This is a genomic window from Legionella worsleiensis, assembly GCF_001467535.1.
Classification (GTDB): Bacteria; Pseudomonadota; Gammaproteobacteria; order Legionellales; family Legionellaceae; genus Legionella; species Legionella worsleiensis.
Genome location: NZ_LNZC01000031.1, coordinates 35,921 through 53,473, shown reverse-complemented (window position 1 = coordinate 53,473; position 17,553 = coordinate 35,921). Strand labels below are relative to the sequence as shown.

Below are 17,553 nucleotides of genomic sequence, written 5' to 3'. Positions count from 1 at the left end.
GTGTCTTCATTGGTCGCAAAAGCATCATCGACAATATCCACTACAGGATTAATGGTAATGCCTACGGTATCGCTGTCGAGCAGCGCACCATCGGTGGTGCTCATGGTCAAGGTATCGGAACCGTGGTAATCGGCTACTGGACTGTAGCTTAAGCCGTCTAAAGCCGCAGTGATTGCTGCGGGAGAACCGCTTAAAGTAACCGATCCTGTGCCGTTATTGGTGATGGTCACTCCAGCGGTTGCAACAGCCGTCAAACTGCCATGCAGTACAGAAACGGTCGTCGTCACCACCGCACTGTCAGTATCGGCCACACTCAAGGCATTGCCATTGGCAGAGCTGAACACTCGAGAAGCGTCTTCACTCAGGATCTGTGCGCCAGACACGCTGTTGACCGGAGCATCATTCACCGCATTCACCGTCATAGTAACGGTAGCCGTTTCTGTTGTTCCACCAGAAGTGACGGTGTACGTAAAATCAGTAGTTCCGTTGAAATTAGCGGCTGGGCTAAAACTTAAAGTACCATCGGCATTCAAAAGAACCGTTCCATTCACAACATTGACAGAACCACCTACAGCGATGGCCGTACCGTTAATCGCAGTAATGGTATGACCAGCATTTTCAAACGTATCATTGGCATTAACATCCAAAGTAACAGGGGTATTTTCGTTAGTAATTGCTGCATCGTTGGCTATGTCGGCTACTGGATTAATGTTGATGGTCAAGTTGGATGTATCACTCGTAAAACCATCCGTCATGGTGTACGTAACCAGTGGTACTGGTCCGTTATAATCTGCTAAAGGAGTAAAATTAAATACGCCATTGGCATTAATCTGCAAGCTTCCGACTCCGGCGATAGTTGCCACATCTCCAGCTGCGTATGTGTTTGCATCCCCTGAAACGGTAAAAGTAGCCACGCTCACTGCGCCTTCGATACTATTCGTACCAGTTAGTACATTGCCACTTAAGACGGTGTCTTCGGATACAGTAAGATTTTCATCTGCATCACTAAAAGCATCGTTCACTGGTGTTACGTTGATGGTCAAAGTATTCGGGGTAGGATCAAGGTCTATTCCACCGTTTAAAGTGCCTCCATTGTCCTGAACCTGGAACGTAAAGTTAATTGATCCACTCATATTGGCAGAAGGAACGTATACCAAGGAATTGGCATTAATGGCTGCAACACTAATAATTTGCCCGACAGCAACAGCAGTACCGTTTAAATACAAAGATCCGTCCACGGGTAGTGTGTTGATTTTCACCGCAAGAAAATCATTAGCGGAACTATCATCAGGATCGGTAAAACCAAAATCTGCTGCCTGGATAACAACTGGTGTGTCTTCTTGGGTCAATATGTTTTTATCTGCACCTTCTGGTGCGTCATTTACTGAACTGACACTTAAGGAGAGAGTAGTACTGTTCTCCATAGTTCCGTCAGACATTGTATAAGTCGTGGTTGGAATTGAGCCGTTATAATCCACTACGGGAATAAAGCTAAAATCTCCATTAGCCAATAGAGTTAATTGGCCTTTACCGCTAATTAAAGCCGTCTGCCCTGCTTGATACAAGGTAGAATCACCATCTACTCTGAAGGTAGTGATGTATACGGAATCACCTTCAGGATCGCTTTCATTGGCCAATACATTGCCAGTCAAAGTCGTTTCTTCTCGAGTATTGTAATTTTCTGAAACTACATAAGGAGCATCATTTTCACCATGAATATTGACGGTTATCTGTTGCGTGGTACCGTCCATAGAGACTGCATCAAAAGTAACTATACGTACTTCACCTGCTCTAAGCGCATCAACCATGGGACTGTTACTATGCAACTCATAAGTCCATGTTCCTGAATTTTCCAGGGAAAATGTTCCCAAAAGACCTGTTCTTACTTCAGGAATAAAACCATTAATACTGGTTATTTGGGCCGTAAATTTAGGCACCCCTGCTATTGAATTGTTAAGACCACCTGATTCACTGACATCACCAGCAAATATACCACTTATAATTTGAGGTGGGATAATAATATCAGGTATTACCAACGTGTCTAATTGTGTTGAAATTTCATTTTCTGGTCTATACACAATTCCCTGAGGCTCAACCGATGAGAGATAATTATCAAAGGACGCAGCAAAGGTAGAATATCCTGAAAAAACATGTCCTGAGCCATACAAAGGATCTATATAAAAGGAATCACCACCAGATCCAGTAATTTCGATACCGGCCGCAGTCGCACCAAGAATATCAAGGATCAGGGAGGGATCAATGCCTTTTGCCAATGCTTCTTTGATGATTTCTTCAGTCATATTCAAGGCACCAAATTTTAATGCCGGAGAGATTCCATCAAGAGGAAAAGGCTTATTTAAAGCTAATGACTCTGGAAATCCTTGAATAAATTGGATATAGGCCTCACCACTCAAGAGCGTGAGTACATCACCTTGATTCAGTGTTGCGCCTGGCTTGACAATCTGTGCTTCTCCCTGCGCATTGACTTTTTCAAGTATTCCGTTAAGAGCTCTTACAACACCGATGACTGCTTGTGTTAACATCATCTATCCTCGTGAAATTGGAACTACTCAAATTAAGAATAGCTCAAATGTAGAACAAATTAGCCAATTGATTGTAACAAAACTGTTAATATTTGAATCATTATGTATCAGTGAATCAATCCTTAATTACAGCACACTGAATAAATGAAAAGGATGTCTAATAGCGTAAATAGAATACTTAAAGAGCATCATCTTATTAATTACAAAATTAACCTATAATGATTTACAGTCACTGTAATAATTACAAGTATGTAAAGAACCATTAGAATTAAAATAGCAACAAGAGATCATCCAAATCAATAAATAATGCCACTATTAAGAAAAAAACGATGAAAAAAGAATCCAGAAAAAAATTAAATTGGAAAGAACGAGTTACCAACAGCTACTGTGCTTGCGACCGATTCATACGTTTTGTTATTGAACATTTTATCAAGGATGAATGTGCTTATATTGCCTCAGCTTTGTCATTCGCCACTTTGCTTGCAATAGTACCGTTGATGTCTGTGGGCTTAGCTATATTCTCCGCTTTTCCAATGTTCCAAAGCATGTCGGAGCCTGTGCAAAGCTTTATTTTTGATAATTTCGTTCCCGCTACAGGAAAAATCGTGCAAGCCTATGTACAACAATTTGCGGCTCAGGCATCCAGATTGTCCATTTGGGGTATTGCATTTCTTATCTTCACAGCACTGCTGGTTATGTTTACGATTGAACGGGCTTTTAATAAAATATGGAGAGTGACTGCAGCACGCCATGGAATAGCTTCATTCCTTATCTATTGGGCAATAATCTCTCTGGCACCGGTAATTTTGGGATTGAGTCTGGCTGTTAGTTCCTATTTAATCTCTATGCCTTTGTTTGCAGCACACCAACCGCCATTTATCCTATTGCACTACTCGCCCTTACTACTCTCTCTAATCGGTTTTACTTTCCTTTATTCTATAGTTCCAAATTGTCCGATTAAGATAGCGCACGCATTTTGGGGTGGTTTAGTGGCCGCCATTTTATTTGAATTGGCAAAACAAGCTTTTGCTTATTATCTGATTCAATTCAATACGTATGAATTACTCTATGGTGCTTTTGCAACGGTGCCTATATTTTTTATTTGGGTATACTGGGTTTGGCTGATTACCCTTTTAGGAGCAGAAATAAGTTATGCATTTTCCGTCCATCATCAACGCCGGGAAGGCAAATCTCTTGATGGATTCTCACACGCTTTGCTTTGGTTGCATCAACTTTGGTTAGCTCAGCGGCATGGGAAAGGACTCAGTTTTAGTGAGCTGGTCGATACGAGCAATCAACCTTTTAGCGAGGATGTTGATGAAATGATAAATGCTCTTATCCATCTTGAACTGATTCATGCGACAGCTGACGGTCATTACATGCTAAGCAGGGATCTAAGTCAGATCACCTTGTATGATTTAACTCAATTTTTGCCCTATCGTCTTCCAACACATATTGAACTGGATTATTCCAAATCATCTCTGGCCGAACAATGGCGTGCAACATTTAGAAAAAATGATAAAGGCTTACAAAAATCGCTTAATATTAATCTGGAAGAATTGTTTCGTAAAACGGTACATTGAAAAAATGGTTAACAAATCCCTGAAGTACAGTTTACTCCGGGATCGTTAACCATTAATTAACCGTTATAGAATATAACGAGCCAGATCTTCATCAGCCAATAACTGACCCAGATTTTTATCAACGTAAGCTCTGTCAACATGAACAGACTCCCCGGACTTATCCGTGGCTTCAAAAGAGACAACTTCTAATAAACGCTCCATGACAGTGTATAAACGCCGGGCACCAATATTTTCCATGCGTTCATTCACCTGCCACGCAACTTCGGCAATACGCCTGATGCCTGTTTCATCAAAAGTCAGGGTTAGACCCTCAGTTTCCATCAGAGCAGCATATTGTAAAGTTAATGAAGAACTAGGCTCGGTAAGAATCCGCACAAAATCCTCAACTGTTAAAGCAGACAATTCAACTCGAATAGGCAAACGTCCCTGTAATTCAGCAATCAGATCAGAAGGTTTCGCAACATGGAAGGCACCGGATGCAATAAACAGGATGTGATCTGACTTAACCATACCGTACTTGGTAGATACAGTAGTTCCCTCAACTAATGGAAGTAAGTCTCTTTGCACCCCTTCACGTGATACATCACCGCCACTGCCTTCAGAACGCTTGGCAACTTTATCCAATTCATCAATAAAAACTATTCCATTTTGTTCAACGCTTTCTATGGCTTTAATCTTGATGTCTTCTTCATTGATGAGTTTGGCTGCTTCCTCTTCTTGTAGTATTTTCATCGCTTTAGCGACAGTCATTTTGCGTGTTTTGGTACGATGAGTGCCTACTTGCTGAAACATGGATTGCAATTGACTGGTCATTTCTTCCATACCCGGAGGAGCCATAATTTCAATACCCACTGGTGTTGCAGCTATTTCAATTTCAATCTCATTATCATCAAGTGTTCCCTCTCTTAATTGTTTGCGAAACACTTGTCTTGCTGTAGAGTCTTTTTCTCCAGGTGTAAGACTACCGCGTGCAGGAGGCAGCAATACATCTAAAATACGCTCTTCAGCAGCATCTTCAGCCAAATGTTCGACTTTCTTCATGGCTGACTCACGTTCTTGTTTAATTGCAATATCCGTTAAATCACGAAGAATGGAATCTACATCACGTCCTACATACCCTACTTCAGTGAATTTAGTGGCTTCAACTTTAATAAACGGAGCTTGAGCGAGCTTTGCCAGTCTTCGAGCGATTTCTGTTTTACCAACACCCGTTGGCCCAATCATCAAAATATTCTTAGGCATAATTTCACTGCGTAATACTGGATCTTTAATTTTCATTCGACGCCAGCGATTTCGCAAAGCAATAGCTACAGCTCGCTTTGCATCGTCTTGGCCAATAATGTGTTTATCCAGTTCCTGAACTATTTCTCTTGGTGTCATTACTACACTGTTATTTGTTGTCATTATTCAATTCTTCTATGGTTAAGTTGTTATTGGTATAAATACAAATATCTCCCGCTATAGTGAGGGCTTTACGTACTATATCTGCAGCGGATAATTTGGTATTTTCCATCAATGCTTTTGCAGCCGCTTGGGCAAAGGGACCACCTGAGCCTATAGCGATTAGACTTTCTTCGGGTTCAATAACATCGCCATTACCCGTGATGATTAACGAGGATTTACTGTCAGCTACGGCGAGCACTGCTTCAAGCCGCCTTAACATTCTGTCTGTTCTCCAGTCCTTGGCAAGTTCAACTGCCGCCCTGACCAGATGACCTTGATGCATTTCCAGTTTGCTCTCAAAACGTTCAAAAAGGGTAAACGCATCGGCAGTCCCGCCCGCAAATCCGGCAATCACTTTGTCTTTATACAAACGTCTTACCTTGCGTGCATTTCCTTTCATTACAGTATTACCCAGGGTAACCTGACCATCTCCCCCGATAACTACCTGATTACCACGACGTACTGAGAGTATTGTTGTCCCACGATATTGTTCCAAAATAAAATCCTCAAATCATACAGAAAACCTACACATGGGGATGATAATGAAAAATTCAATGGGAGCTTGGTTAAAAAAATGAAATACCGTGCGGTAAAGTATCCACTTTGAGGTATTGAGCCAGGCTCTGACCAATATCTGCAAAGGTATCACGCCGTCCAATAAAACGCCCTTGTAATTTAGGGCCGAAAGCTAAAACGGGAATATGTTCTCGGGTGTGATCAGATCCCGGAAAAGTAGGATCGCAACCATGATCTGCAGCGATTATGACAATATCATCTGGATTAAGTACAGCTGACAATTCAGGTAAACGGGCATCAAACTCTTCAATAGCATAGGCATAACCTGCAACATTACGTCTGTGTCCGTATGAAGAATCAAAATCAACAAAATTGGTAAAAACCAGACTGCCTTGCGGAGCAGTTTTCATGGTGGCAAGCGTCGCATCAAACAACGCCATATTACCGTCTGCTTTAATTTCCTGAGTGACGCCTTGATGGGCATAAATATCCGCAATTTTTCCTATTGCAATAACCTCTCTTCCTGCATTCTTTAGATAATCCAGTAACGTTTTTTCAGGAGGTAAAGTAGCATAGTCTTTACGATTAGCGGTGCGTTTGAAAGAACCGTGCCTACCGATAAATGGTCTGGCAATCACTCGGCCGATTTGATACTCATCCACAAGATTTCGCGCAATCTCACAAATATCGTACAAGCGTTGCAAACCAAAGGACTCTTCATGCGCTGCGATTTGGAACACACTGTCAGCGGAAGTATAAACTATTGGTTTTCCAGAACGAATATGCTCTTCACCCAACTCATCGAGTATGGTTGTACCGGAAGCGTGTTTTTCACCTAAAACACCAGGTAATCCCGCTTGTTTCACAAAAGAATCTATCAGTTTTTTAGGGAAGCAATGAGGCGTGTCGGGAAAATATCCCCATTCAAAAGAAACAGGTACACCAGCGAGCTCCCAGTGCCCACTTGGCGTGTCCTTGCCCAGACTCTGCTCAACTGCATAGCCATAATAACCCTCTGGCTCTGGCATAGTCGCTAAATCGACAAATTTTAGTCCTGAGCTGGCTACCGCTGCATGAAATAAACCCAGTTTGGCTAGATTAGGGCACTTTAAAGGCCCTTGACGTAGGCCCTCAATATCGCAGGCGCCACGTTCACACGCTTCATAAATATGAACAAAGGTATTAGCACCCTCATCACCATAACGTGAAGCATCCAGACTGGCACCTATGCCAAAAGAATCCATCAATAAAATACAAACTCGTCCTGTCACTATTGATACTCAGCTTGTTTACAATACGTCTCTTTTAATCCAATCAACAATAAAAATGCGATCACCAATCCGGCTGGTAATATTATCGCAGCATGCTGATACGCTTCTAACAAATAAACGGGAACCTCGTTAATCATATGCATGCCGCCGTAATTGGTTAACAAATTACTAAACACATTTTGATAAACCAGGTATCCGCCTTGAGTTAATATAGAAATAACACTTACTGCCGTTGCAGTCATCACCGGAGAACTGCTTTCAGCAACCAGAGCGTAACTAATAACCTGAGCAGAAGTAAAGAACCCCAACAGGAAAAAAAGAACGGTCATAACATTCACAGAAACAGGAAGATACAGTACCGCTAATACCGTAAGCATGGAAGCAAAGACACCCAGTTTCATAGGTAGAATTCGTAAACCCACTTTATCAGATATCCATCCAACCAAAGGCGAACCAACGATAGCTCCCAAAAACAACATGCCATTGACCATAGAAGCCTGTTCAGCACTAATACTCAACCGCTGTTCCAGATACAAGGTACCCATCATGGCGCCAAATACGGCAATTGCCATATTCATCAAGCTGGTATAAAAAGCAGCACGAACATACTGAGGATTAAGATAGGCACTTTTGGCTGCAGCCATAACTTTCAGAGGTTTTCCCTCTTTTTTCACAGCAAAATGCGGCCTTTCCTTAATCCAAAAAAACATGACAACCAACATGGCAAATCCAAGTATTCCAACATCCAGAACCGCCTGTCGCCAACCGACATAAGCAACAAGTTTGGTTAATGGGTATTGAGCCAGCATTCCACCCGTCATAGCCATAGTAACTATGGCTCCGGTAACCAAAGCCATTCGTTTGGGCGGAAACCAGTGGGAAGCCAACCTAACGGGGCCAAGAAAACAAAATGCACTTCCTATGCCCGTGATAAAACGACAGAACAATGCAACATAAAACGAATGCGAATAAGCAAGAATAAATGTACTCACCACACACAAAGACATGGCAAATAAAATGGTATTTTTAATCGAATATCGGTCCAGTATCATTCCCGCAATAAACAGAAAAAGAACATTTGATAAATAATAGATGCTGGATAAATAAGCCATTTTATCGGCTTGAATATGATAATCTTGCATGATGTTTGCAGCGATAGAAGCAAACATATTTCCTTGAATAAACTCGTAAAAGAAAAACAGAGTTGCGGCAAAACAGACTATCCAGGGTAAAAAAGATGATTGCCTGACATCATATTCTCTCAACTCATCCACTCTCTGCATTATTACTTCTCCTGATTGTTATCGTTTGCAGTATGTTTCTCGGGTCATTAACACAGCAATTAAAGCCGCAAAAGCAGCTACAGGGAACATCCACATGGCAAATTGAAAATCTGCAACGGTATATTCAGAAACTGCAACACCTGCATGATGCGACATCAGCCATCCAAATAATACCTGGCCAACTCCGCCGCCGCCCATGATAATCACTGAAGCAATACCAGTAGCAGCCCCGGTGTTTTCTGGTTTATTGCTTTCTGCAACCAGGGGGTAAGATATCACCTGGGTACTGGTAAAAAAACCTAAAGCGAAAAAGATAATGCCAAGAAGGGTTTGAGAAAGAACAACATGCATAAATAATGGAATAACCGTTATTAAAGTAGCTACTGCCCCAAAAATCATCAACGGTTTACGGCGTCCTTGCGAATCAGAAAGCCAGCCAACCAGCGGACAACCAATCACACTTCCCATAAAAATCAAACTCACAACATTACTGGCTGCAATGTCAGGTAAATGATGAACCACCTGAAGATAACTTGCACCCCACAAGGCACACAAAACCATAATTGGTAAATTAAGAAGAGAAGTAAACAAACCAGCCAACCAGTTTTGTTTGTTGCGCAGCGCCTTGATAAAGCTGGATAAAACCTCACCCTGGTTGGTGCGAGTGAGTACTGGCGAATCGGCAGGTTTATCCTGAACAACCAAATAAATCCAGATTAATAAAACCGCTCCAACTGCACCATCAATAAACAATGCGCGTCGCCAACCAAAAAGTTCATAAAGATAGGCAAAAGGAGTATGAGCCATCATCCCGCCTATGAAAGCCATGGTTACCAGGGATCCAATAACCAGCGCCTGCCTGCGTGGCGGAAACCAATGAGAAACCAAAACAACGCATGAGAGAAAGCAAAACGCATTGCCAATCCCAGAAAGAAAATGAAAAAAGGAGGCCAGTAGAAATGACTCAGTCGTTGCAAAACCAACGGTTCCAACAACACAAATCAACATGGCGGTCAGAATAACCCTGCGTGTAGAAAAACGGTCAAGAATTATCCCAGCAGGTAAAAGAAACAAAATATCAGCCCACAAATACGCACTGGACATCCAGCTTAATTGAGTAGCGTCAATGTGAAAATCATCTCGTAACGGCTGATTGATTACATCAAAAATATTCAGCTGGAAGAACTCATAGAGAAAGAATAGGCCTGCAGATAAGCAGACGATCCAAGCCATTAAGTCACCACGAGGTATGCATGTTCTTGAATCTACTGCGACAGAATGCGACACTGTTACTCCTTCACAAGGCTTAAAAGTTGCGGCAAATTATACCAAAAACTAAAGAAGATTGGTATCTTTATTGAACAATTTATTGCTAAATTCTGAAAATCCCGCTTCTTTACGCTTAAAATGCAGTCTGCAGGTTGAAACATAAGATTCATTACCTCCGATTAAAACCTGTTCCCCTTCCACTACCGCATTCCCATAAGCATCAATTCGCATATTCATAATTGCTTTACGCCCACAATGGCAAATAGTCTTCAACTCTATCAGTTCATCCGCCCAGGCCAGTAAATATTGACTTCCAGGGAATAGTTCCCCTCTAAAGTCAGTTCGTAAACCATATGCTAATACAGGAATGGACAACTTATCAGTAATTTCAGTTAGTTGATGGACTTGTTCTCTGTTAAGAAACTGTGCCTCATCAATGAGCACGCATGCGTATTGCATCCCTTTTTGTTGAAATGTGCAGGTAATCGCATACAAATCGTCTGTTGGATTAAATGCAAAAGCCTGTTCTGCCAAACCAATTCGCGAAGTAATGGTTCCTGATTGGTAACGGGTATCTATCGCTGGGGTAAACAACAAAGTGTGCATTCCACGTTCTCTATAATTATGACTGGACTGCAACAAGACCGTGCTTTTACCTGCATTCATTGCAGCATAATAAAAATAAAGTTTTGCCATGATGGAATAGGCTCGTCTGAAAAGGCGCTACTTTACTATGACTTGATTAGAGAAACTACCATTATTGGAAAGGAAATCGAATTAAACGCACCCAACTGATTTTTATGAAATCAAATCGCTTAGATTAATTACTTTACACACGGTAGGTAACACCCCATGTCATCCCGAATGGAATGAGGGATCTCCTGAATTTGGCACTGTGCGATTCAAGGAAAGACCCTTCACGCCACTCAGGATGAGTGACGCTTTAAGTAAAAGCTATAACCAAACCAAATTAACAATGAAGTGCGGGGCTATGCATCAGAAAAACAGTATTTTCCTTATAAGTTACAGTCGCAACCCGATTCCATTTCGCAAACAACTCTGCTGGAATCTGCTCCACATTAAGTTCATTAATGACCAAATAGTTATCTGGATTTTTAGCGAACAATTGACACAGATAATTAATATCTCGTGTGGCGACCACCTTGCCAGAAGTGTAAAATTGTGCCGAAAACCAGGTATAAAAATCCCAATAAACCAAGCTGCTTCCTGGAATGGGGTGTTGATTCAACCAGGCAGTAACGACAGGCTTTTGCGTTTTGGCAACACTATCAGGTTTTACCGCAAATACGACTGTAGCCAGCAAAAAAACCGCTCCGCTGACCAAAGAACAATGAGCTATCCATTGACTCTTTTCCAAAGACGGATTGGAACGATTCCACACTTCAGTGAAAAATAAGGCAAATGCAGGCAAAGAGGGAAATACGTATGGGTAGATGATATTGCCAGCAAAAGTAAAGAATACAAGCGGCCCAACCATACAAATAAAAATAAAACTCAACCATCCGTCATCGTCTTTGAAAAATGACGGTAAAATTCGTCCATGCTGTAACAACCACTTACCGCCAATTATACTCCAAGGAAAGACACCAAGAACTGCATACACCCATATCATGCCCCGAGGCGCATTGTGAGCCATTCCGTATTTATCCCCGGTCCATCCAGGGGTTAAAAAGCGATTAAAGTGCTCACCAATGATAAAATAATTCAAGAATCCTGGGGTACGCAGTTCAGCCATAATGTACCAGGGAAGCGCTATGACCAAAAGCAGCACGGTGCCTTTAAACCAGGGCAGCCTCTTCCACAAATTGTTCCACTCATTACGCAACACTACCCAGAAAAATATCGGGATTCCAACCAGAACAACTGCTATTGGGCCTTTTGCCAAAAGCCCAAGACCCAAGGCAATAAAAAAAACATAAGACCAGATTTTATTTTGATTCACCACGGCATGCCAGAAAGAAACTGTTGCCAAAGTGGTGCAAAAGACCAGTGCAGGGTCGGTCATTACTGTGCCTGCGTCCAGAAAAAAATAGAATGTTCCTGCCAGCACCACAACAGATGCCATTCCGACAATGGCTCCACTGTGTTTTTTTGCCAAGTCCCATATCAGTGCCAAAACTCCAATAGAAAGCAAAAGCCCCGGTAAGCGAGCAGCAAATTCGTTAACACCAAATATTTTCATGGAAAAGGCAGAAAGCCATACTGATAAGGGGGGTTTAGCCCAGAAAGGAACCCCGTAATCATGTTGTAAAGTGATCCAATCACCCGTTTCAAGCATTTTGCGTGCTATTTCTCCGTAGCGAGCTTCTGTAGAGTCGTTTAAAGGAATGAAATAACTGGCTATAATGCGGCATAATAAAAGAAAAATTAAAACAAAAACCGCATTGGAATAAAATTTCTGTCGGAACAGATCGTCACTCTTGGTATTCAAATTAGTCCTCGAAAACATTCATCACCCAAACGCTACGGTGCACACAATTAATTCATATTGTGATAGAAAAAGCTCAATATAGTACTCCTAATGAGAAATTATTCAATATTTTTGATTTTTATAGCTCTTCACATGACAAACAAAGTTTTTACCGTTCGCAACAGAGCTTTTCTCATCATGGTTTTAGATCAGCCAAAAATTACCTGTTTATTGTTGTTGAATCCCAGAATCAGCGGGTTGAAAATGTATAATCTAATGATTTAATGACTATCAGAAAAGGGCTTTAAACTTATTTTGCAAGTCACGACAAATTGTATAATGGAAACACATGACGCAAAGAACACTTTAGTTTAAACTGAGGCCTGTAAGTACTTCTTACATCACATTGATTTGGACTTTTGGAGAATAACATGAAGTTTTTTTTAAAGGATTTTGAAAGCCTGAAAGCTGGCTTTTACGAGTGCTATGAGTTCATGCACAAACGTAAAACTACAATTGACGAGAGAAGAAAGGACGGACTTGAGTTTTTAAAAATGGTTATAGAAGAACTCGACTCCCAGATTGCTCGAGAAAAAACTCCAAACCTAGTTCTAAAATTAAATGAAAAATGCGCCAGTGTTCTTTACGGTGCCATGTGCATGATTAAAGAAGATATTGAACGAAACCGACGTGTTGGCGAGTCTAATGGAAAAATGTTCGAGTACATGGACAAATCCATGGGAATAGACGATGAAAATAAACCCAGCCCTCAGCAATATGTCACATTCTACAAAACATTCAATCAGTTTATGCGACAAATATACATAAAAAACAATTCCTTGCATGGTTTTAACACCCGTCACAAGTTCATGAGCCTACCTTTGGAGAAGCTCGTGCAATTTGTTAAAACAAGTTTCGAGTTAGAACAAACTGCGCACGAACATGTCAACAACAATTTAAAAACAGAAGATCCAATAAGCACTGATATCCCCTATTTTAGAGTAGCCAGAGCGATTTCACCTGTTTTAGTTCAACCATATAAATCTTTTTGGGATCTGAAAGAAAAACTGCGTCAACTTATTGTTAATGAAAAAGCAGATAAAAATGTAACTGAAATAAATCAAATTCGTAACAAACAAAGAGTAAATCAACTCGAACTCCTTGAGAAACTGGCAGAAAATTTATCCTCTACAAGCCCCTCAATTATCAGCGATCAGGTAAAAACAGCAATACTTGCGGGAGCAATGTATTTGGTTCGTGGACAAATAGCCATAGAATACCATCAAGATCCCACTGGCACCGACGATAATAACTCGCTTGTTCACAAGGAATTAACTTCAATCCTTGATGCTAAAAACTCAATCAAAGAGTTTACAGAGCAACTGGTTACAGCCGCTCATGACTACATACGCCATCAATTAGTTCAAAAAAACGAGGATACAGAATCGATAAGATCAGCACATCGCTTTTCTACGGTAGACTTTTCGTACTTAACATCATTGCTAAACTTGGCACAAGCAATGATACGCAAATGTCGTGACGCAGCACTTGAACGTTGCGTTAACTTGGCTAAAAACGCAGAGGAAGCAGGAAAACCTAAAGCGGCAACTTCAAGTGCCAGTTCTTCTATATTCAGAATGTTTAGCTGGTGGCAAGCTGTCGATGAAAGCGAAGAACACAAAGAACAGGATGAAGAAAAAGCGGTAGCTGCCTCTTCCTCAGCCTACTAAAAATGCAGTTTTTTGCGTCAGATAATCATTAGGCTCCATGCTTAATGACTAAAAAAGCAGCAGTTCTCGGCTCTGTAAGTCAAACTGCTGCTTATTATCCAATAAAGATTTTTTTATTATCCTGCGAAATAAGCCATTTCGCTTAAATTTTGCTACAATGCGTTTCATCGAATAACCTATAGACCTAAAAGACAGTTAATATCCAATGAAAATCAAATCAGTTACCAATGCCATTGTATTTTGTTTCATCCTGCTAACCCTTTTGTCATCAGCATTATTTGCGCACAAAAAGGAAATCGCTATCACCATTGATGATTTGCCTTTTGTCGGGGAATACCGAAATTTTCATTTGAATATGATCATGAACACCATGAAGGAACACAACATCCCTGCGACAGGATTTATCATTGCCAGAGAAGTTCGTAATGACAATTGGGAGATATTGCAAAAATTTAGAGAGTCAGGGTTTGGATTGGGTAATCACACCTATTCCCATGCCAATCTCAATGCCCTCAAGACCAAAGAATACATCAAAGAAATCAAGCAAGCAGACACCATTTTGGCGCCTGTTTTGACCGAACCAAAATATTTCAGATACCCCTATCTGGCCATGAGTTCAGGAAGCAAAAAAAATAAAATTCTTTGTTACCTGGCCAAAAAGAATTATCAGGTAGCCCCTATTACTATTGACAGTAAGGATTTTGTCTTTAATCAACGCCTGCTATCGGTGCCCGAAATAAAAAGACGGGATTATCTTGGCGAAATGAAGCCCTTTTACCTTGATTTTATATGGCAGCAAACCGTCAAGGCTGAAGAGCACACTGAATATCATCATAACCCTGATCAGGCGCAAATTTTACTCATCCACGCCAATTTGCTCAATGCCTACGTTTTGCCTGATATCATTAAACTTTACAAAGAAAAGGGATATACCTTTGTTAATCTGGAGGATGCTCTCAAAACATTCAAAGAATCTGCGCACTGCCCTAAAACGAACAAAAAACCCCAATTGTTAGCCCAGAAAAAAGTAAACACCCCAATTACAACGGATAAAGAGATAGAATCCTTTATAGACTGGGATTAATTTATCCTAACCCAACTTATCACGCACAATTTATGATATAATTGCGCCAAATACAGCCAAATGAATTGGGGGCTTTACCTAAACCACCCCCAATACCCTTGCATTACATTTAAGGAAACAACATGAGTTTTTCATCATTGGATTTAATCGAACCAATTCTCAAAGCCGTAGAAGAATCCGGCTATACCCAACCCTCCCCTATTCAGGCTCAAGCCATACCTGCTGTATTACGTGGTAGCGATGTTCTTGCGTCAGCTCAGACCGGAACAGGAAAAACAGCCAGTTTTGTTTTACCTGTTTTGCAACAATTGAGCAGCAAACCACGCGCTAAAAATAACCGCACCCGAGTGCTGATAGTCACGCCTACCCGAGAATTAGCAGCACAAGTTCATGAAAGCATTATCCAGTATGGTAAATACCTCAATCTTCGTTCAGCCGTGGTATTTGGCGGAGTAAAAATTAATCCGCAAATGATGCGATTGCGTTCTGGAGTCGAAATTCTGGTTGCAACCCCCGGACGATTGCTTGATTTACATCAACAAAGAGCGATTCAATTTGATGAAGTCGATACGTTGATATTGGACGAAGCGGATCGCATGTTGGACATGGGCTTTATTCATGACATCAAACGCATCATCAAATTGCTGCCTGGAAAACGACAAAATCTGATGTTCTCTGCAACATTTTCCGAAGAAATACGTACTTTAGTTAAGGGAATACTGAATCAACCGGTTGAAATTGACGTTGCTCCACGCAACACAACGGTTGTTGCAATTAAACAAAGAATCCATCCTGTAGATAAAAGCCGTAAATCAGATTTACTTAGTCACCTTATTCACAAAAATAAATGGGGACAAACCCTCGTATTTGCCAGAACCAAACACGGAGCAAACAAATTGGTGAAACAGCTGGCTGAGAATCAAATTTATGCCGCAGCAATACACGGAAATAAATCACAGTCACAACGGACAAAAGCATTGGCTGAATTCAAATCAGGTGAACTGCATATTTTGGTAGCTACTGATATTGCCGCACGCGGGATTGATATTGATCAACTACCCTGCGTTGTCAACTTTGATCTGCCCCAGGTTGCCGAAGATTACGTACACCGCATAGGCCGAACCGGACGAGCAGGCGCATCAGGTTTGGCTGTTTCTTTAGTATGCGCAGATGAAATCGGGCAACTCAATGCCATTGAAAAATTAATCAAACGCAAACTGGATCGTATCGAAATAGATGATTTTGAACCGACCCATCATCTTCCTCATACCGCTGCCCCTATAAAACCGAAAAGACACATGCCTTTTAAAAAGAAACCCGCTCAATCAGGCAATAAAACAGAGCGAAAGCCTTTTGCCAAACGTTCAGGAAAATAACACATATCCTCTTTTATGTAACTTCCCTCGTACTTAATTGAGCTTACCGAATGTTCCCCTCTCCCCTGCGCATAGCACAGGAGAGAAGGGAATGATGTGTATCAGTAGATTCTTTAAAAAATGTTCTACCTGACAGGAGATCCCTTACCTGGGCTTGAGTTTGAGATGACACAGGGAGTTACCAAAAAACGATTATTTAATGTCATACCATATTATTATCGAGTTTTTTTGCACTTTTTGGATAAAAAGTCACAGCAACAAACAAACCAAGCCATAATACCCAAAACACCAATATAAGACGAGTAAATAGACTATACTTAACTAATAAATTGTTAATGAGTGATAGAAGGGGGCTGCGTTGAACAGGAAGTCTGGTAGCTCACATGTTGTGAATAAACTTGATGCGCATAATGTTCTTGTATTATACGCAATTCATCTTTTGTCATTTCAACCCGAATTGCAGCCAATAAAAACGCCCATCAACAAAACGCAACAAAGATCATTTTTTGCGGCATTCACCCTGATTGAATTACTGATAACCCTTTGCGTTCTTTCTATACTGCTTATGGTGGCTATACCGTCCTTCAGGACTATGGTGTTAAACAACAGATTGGCCGCTAATGCCGACTCATTGGTCAATGCCCTGAATTATGCACGCAGTAGTGCATTAAGCCAGGCTATGACGATTAAAGTATGTCCGCTGAGCACTCCTGGTTCAACTGTTTGTGGCGCAGACTGGAACACGGGATGGATTATTGTCACACAACCCACCTCAGGAACAGCCACTCTGCTTAAAAGCCAACAAAGCCCCAGTGGAGCATCCAGTCTGACAGCAAACACTGTTGAAGTTCTTTTTGACCGATTTGGGCTATCAACGACACAAAGTAATTTTACTTTATGTGACGACAGAGGCGGAACATTTGCTCGTTCGGTTGAAGTGCTGACCACCGGGTATGTGCAAAGCAGCTCCACTCCGGGGCAAGCAGTCTGGAACAACGGCACTCTTAACTGTCCATGATGGAGA

Annotated in this window: 13 protein-coding genes; 5 read left to right on the top strand and 8 right to left on the bottom strand. The window is 41.3% G+C overall.

The window, feature by feature from the left end; all coding sequences use genetic code 11:
• A partial coding sequence (locus tag Lwor_RS12080; RefSeq protein WP_193786620.1) for a tandem-95 repeat protein occupies nucleotides 1–2,546 on the bottom strand: 2,546 nt, incomplete at its 3' end.
• Between the two features lie 326 nt (nucleotides 2,547–2,872).
• On the opposite strand from Lwor_RS12080, the gene Lwor_RS12075 reads away from it, so the two are divergent.
• A complete protein-coding gene (locus Lwor_RS12075; protein ID WP_058494138.1) occupies nucleotides 2,873–4,126 on the top strand; it encodes a YihY family inner membrane protein in 1,254 nt (417 codons plus the stop codon).
• A gap of 63 nt (nucleotides 4,127–4,189) precedes the next feature.
• Here Lwor_RS12075 and hslU read toward each other — a convergent pair whose 3' ends face one another.
• From hslU to Lwor_RS12040, 7 genes are all read right to left on the bottom strand, one after another.
• Nucleotides 4,190–5,530: an ATP-dependent protease ATPase subunit HslU gene (hslU, locus tag Lwor_RS12070; protein ID WP_115091037.1), complete on the bottom strand. Its 1,341-nt coding sequence runs from the start codon at nucleotides 5,528–5,530 to the stop codon at nucleotides 4,190–4,192.
• A complete protein-coding gene (gene hslV, locus Lwor_RS12065) occupies nucleotides 5,517–6,065 on the bottom strand; it encodes an ATP-dependent protease subunit HslV (RefSeq protein WP_058494137.1) in 549 nt (182 codons plus the stop codon). The genes hslU and hslV overlap by 14 nt, the downstream gene beginning before the upstream one ends.
• A gap of 70 nt (nucleotides 6,066–6,135) precedes the next feature.
• Nucleotides 6,136–7,356: a phosphopentomutase gene (locus Lwor_RS12060; protein WP_058494136.1), complete on the bottom strand. Its 1,221-nt coding sequence runs from the start codon at nucleotides 7,354–7,356 to the stop codon at nucleotides 6,136–6,138.
• The gene (locus tag Lwor_RS12055; RefSeq protein WP_058494135.1) at nucleotides 7,356–8,639 is read right to left on the bottom strand and encodes an MFS transporter; all 1,284 of its coding nucleotides are present in this window, start codon (nucleotides 8,637–8,639) and stop codon (nucleotides 7,356–7,358) included. Before Lwor_RS12055 ends, Lwor_RS12060 begins: the two co-directional genes overlap by 1 nt.
• An 18-nt stretch (nucleotides 8,640–8,657) precedes the next feature.
• Complete coding sequence (locus tag Lwor_RS12050) at nucleotides 8,658–9,926, bottom strand: MFS transporter (RefSeq protein ID WP_058494134.1); 1,269 nt, start codon at nucleotides 9,924–9,926, stop codon at nucleotides 8,658–8,660.
• A gap of 48 nt (nucleotides 9,927–9,974) precedes the next feature.
• The gene (locus tag Lwor_RS12045) at nucleotides 9,975–10,604 is read right to left on the bottom strand and encodes a thymidine kinase (RefSeq protein ID WP_058494133.1); all 630 of its coding nucleotides are present in this window, start codon (nucleotides 10,602–10,604) and stop codon (nucleotides 9,975–9,977) included.
• Nucleotides 10,605–10,878: 274 nt separating this feature from the next.
• The gene (locus Lwor_RS12040) at nucleotides 10,879–12,360 is read right to left on the bottom strand and encodes an ArnT family glycosyltransferase (protein WP_058494356.1); all 1,482 of its coding nucleotides are present in this window, start codon (nucleotides 12,358–12,360) and stop codon (nucleotides 10,879–10,881) included.
• Nucleotides 12,361–12,770: 410 nt separating this feature from the next.
• Between Lwor_RS12040 and Lwor_RS12035 the strand changes: the two genes are divergently transcribed.
• The 4 genes from Lwor_RS12035 (at nucleotide 12,771) to Lwor_RS12020 (ending at nucleotide 17,547) form a co-directional block, all read left to right on the top strand.
• Nucleotides 12,771–14,069 carry a hypothetical protein gene (locus Lwor_RS12035; RefSeq protein ID WP_058494132.1) on the top strand — a complete coding sequence of 433 codons (1,299 nt, stop codon included), beginning with the start codon at nucleotides 12,771–12,773 and terminating at the stop codon, nucleotides 14,067–14,069.
• Nucleotides 14,070–14,274: 205 nt separating this feature from the next.
• Complete coding sequence (locus Lwor_RS12030) at nucleotides 14,275–15,153, top strand: polysaccharide deacetylase family protein (RefSeq protein ID WP_058494131.1); 879 nt, start codon at nucleotides 14,275–14,277, stop codon at nucleotides 15,151–15,153.
• A 122-nt stretch (nucleotides 15,154–15,275) separates the two neighbouring features.
• Nucleotides 15,276–16,529 carry a DEAD/DEAH box helicase gene (locus Lwor_RS12025; RefSeq protein WP_058494130.1) on the top strand — a complete coding sequence of 418 codons (1,254 nt, stop codon included), beginning with the start codon at nucleotides 15,276–15,278 and terminating at the stop codon, nucleotides 16,527–16,529.
• 358 nt (nucleotides 16,530–16,887) lie between these two features.
• The gene (locus Lwor_RS12020; protein ID WP_238584666.1) at nucleotides 16,888–17,547 is read left to right on the top strand and encodes a GspH/FimT family pseudopilin; all 660 of its coding nucleotides are present in this window, start codon (nucleotides 16,888–16,890) and stop codon (nucleotides 17,545–17,547) included.
• Nucleotides 17,548–17,553 lie beyond the last annotated feature (6 nt).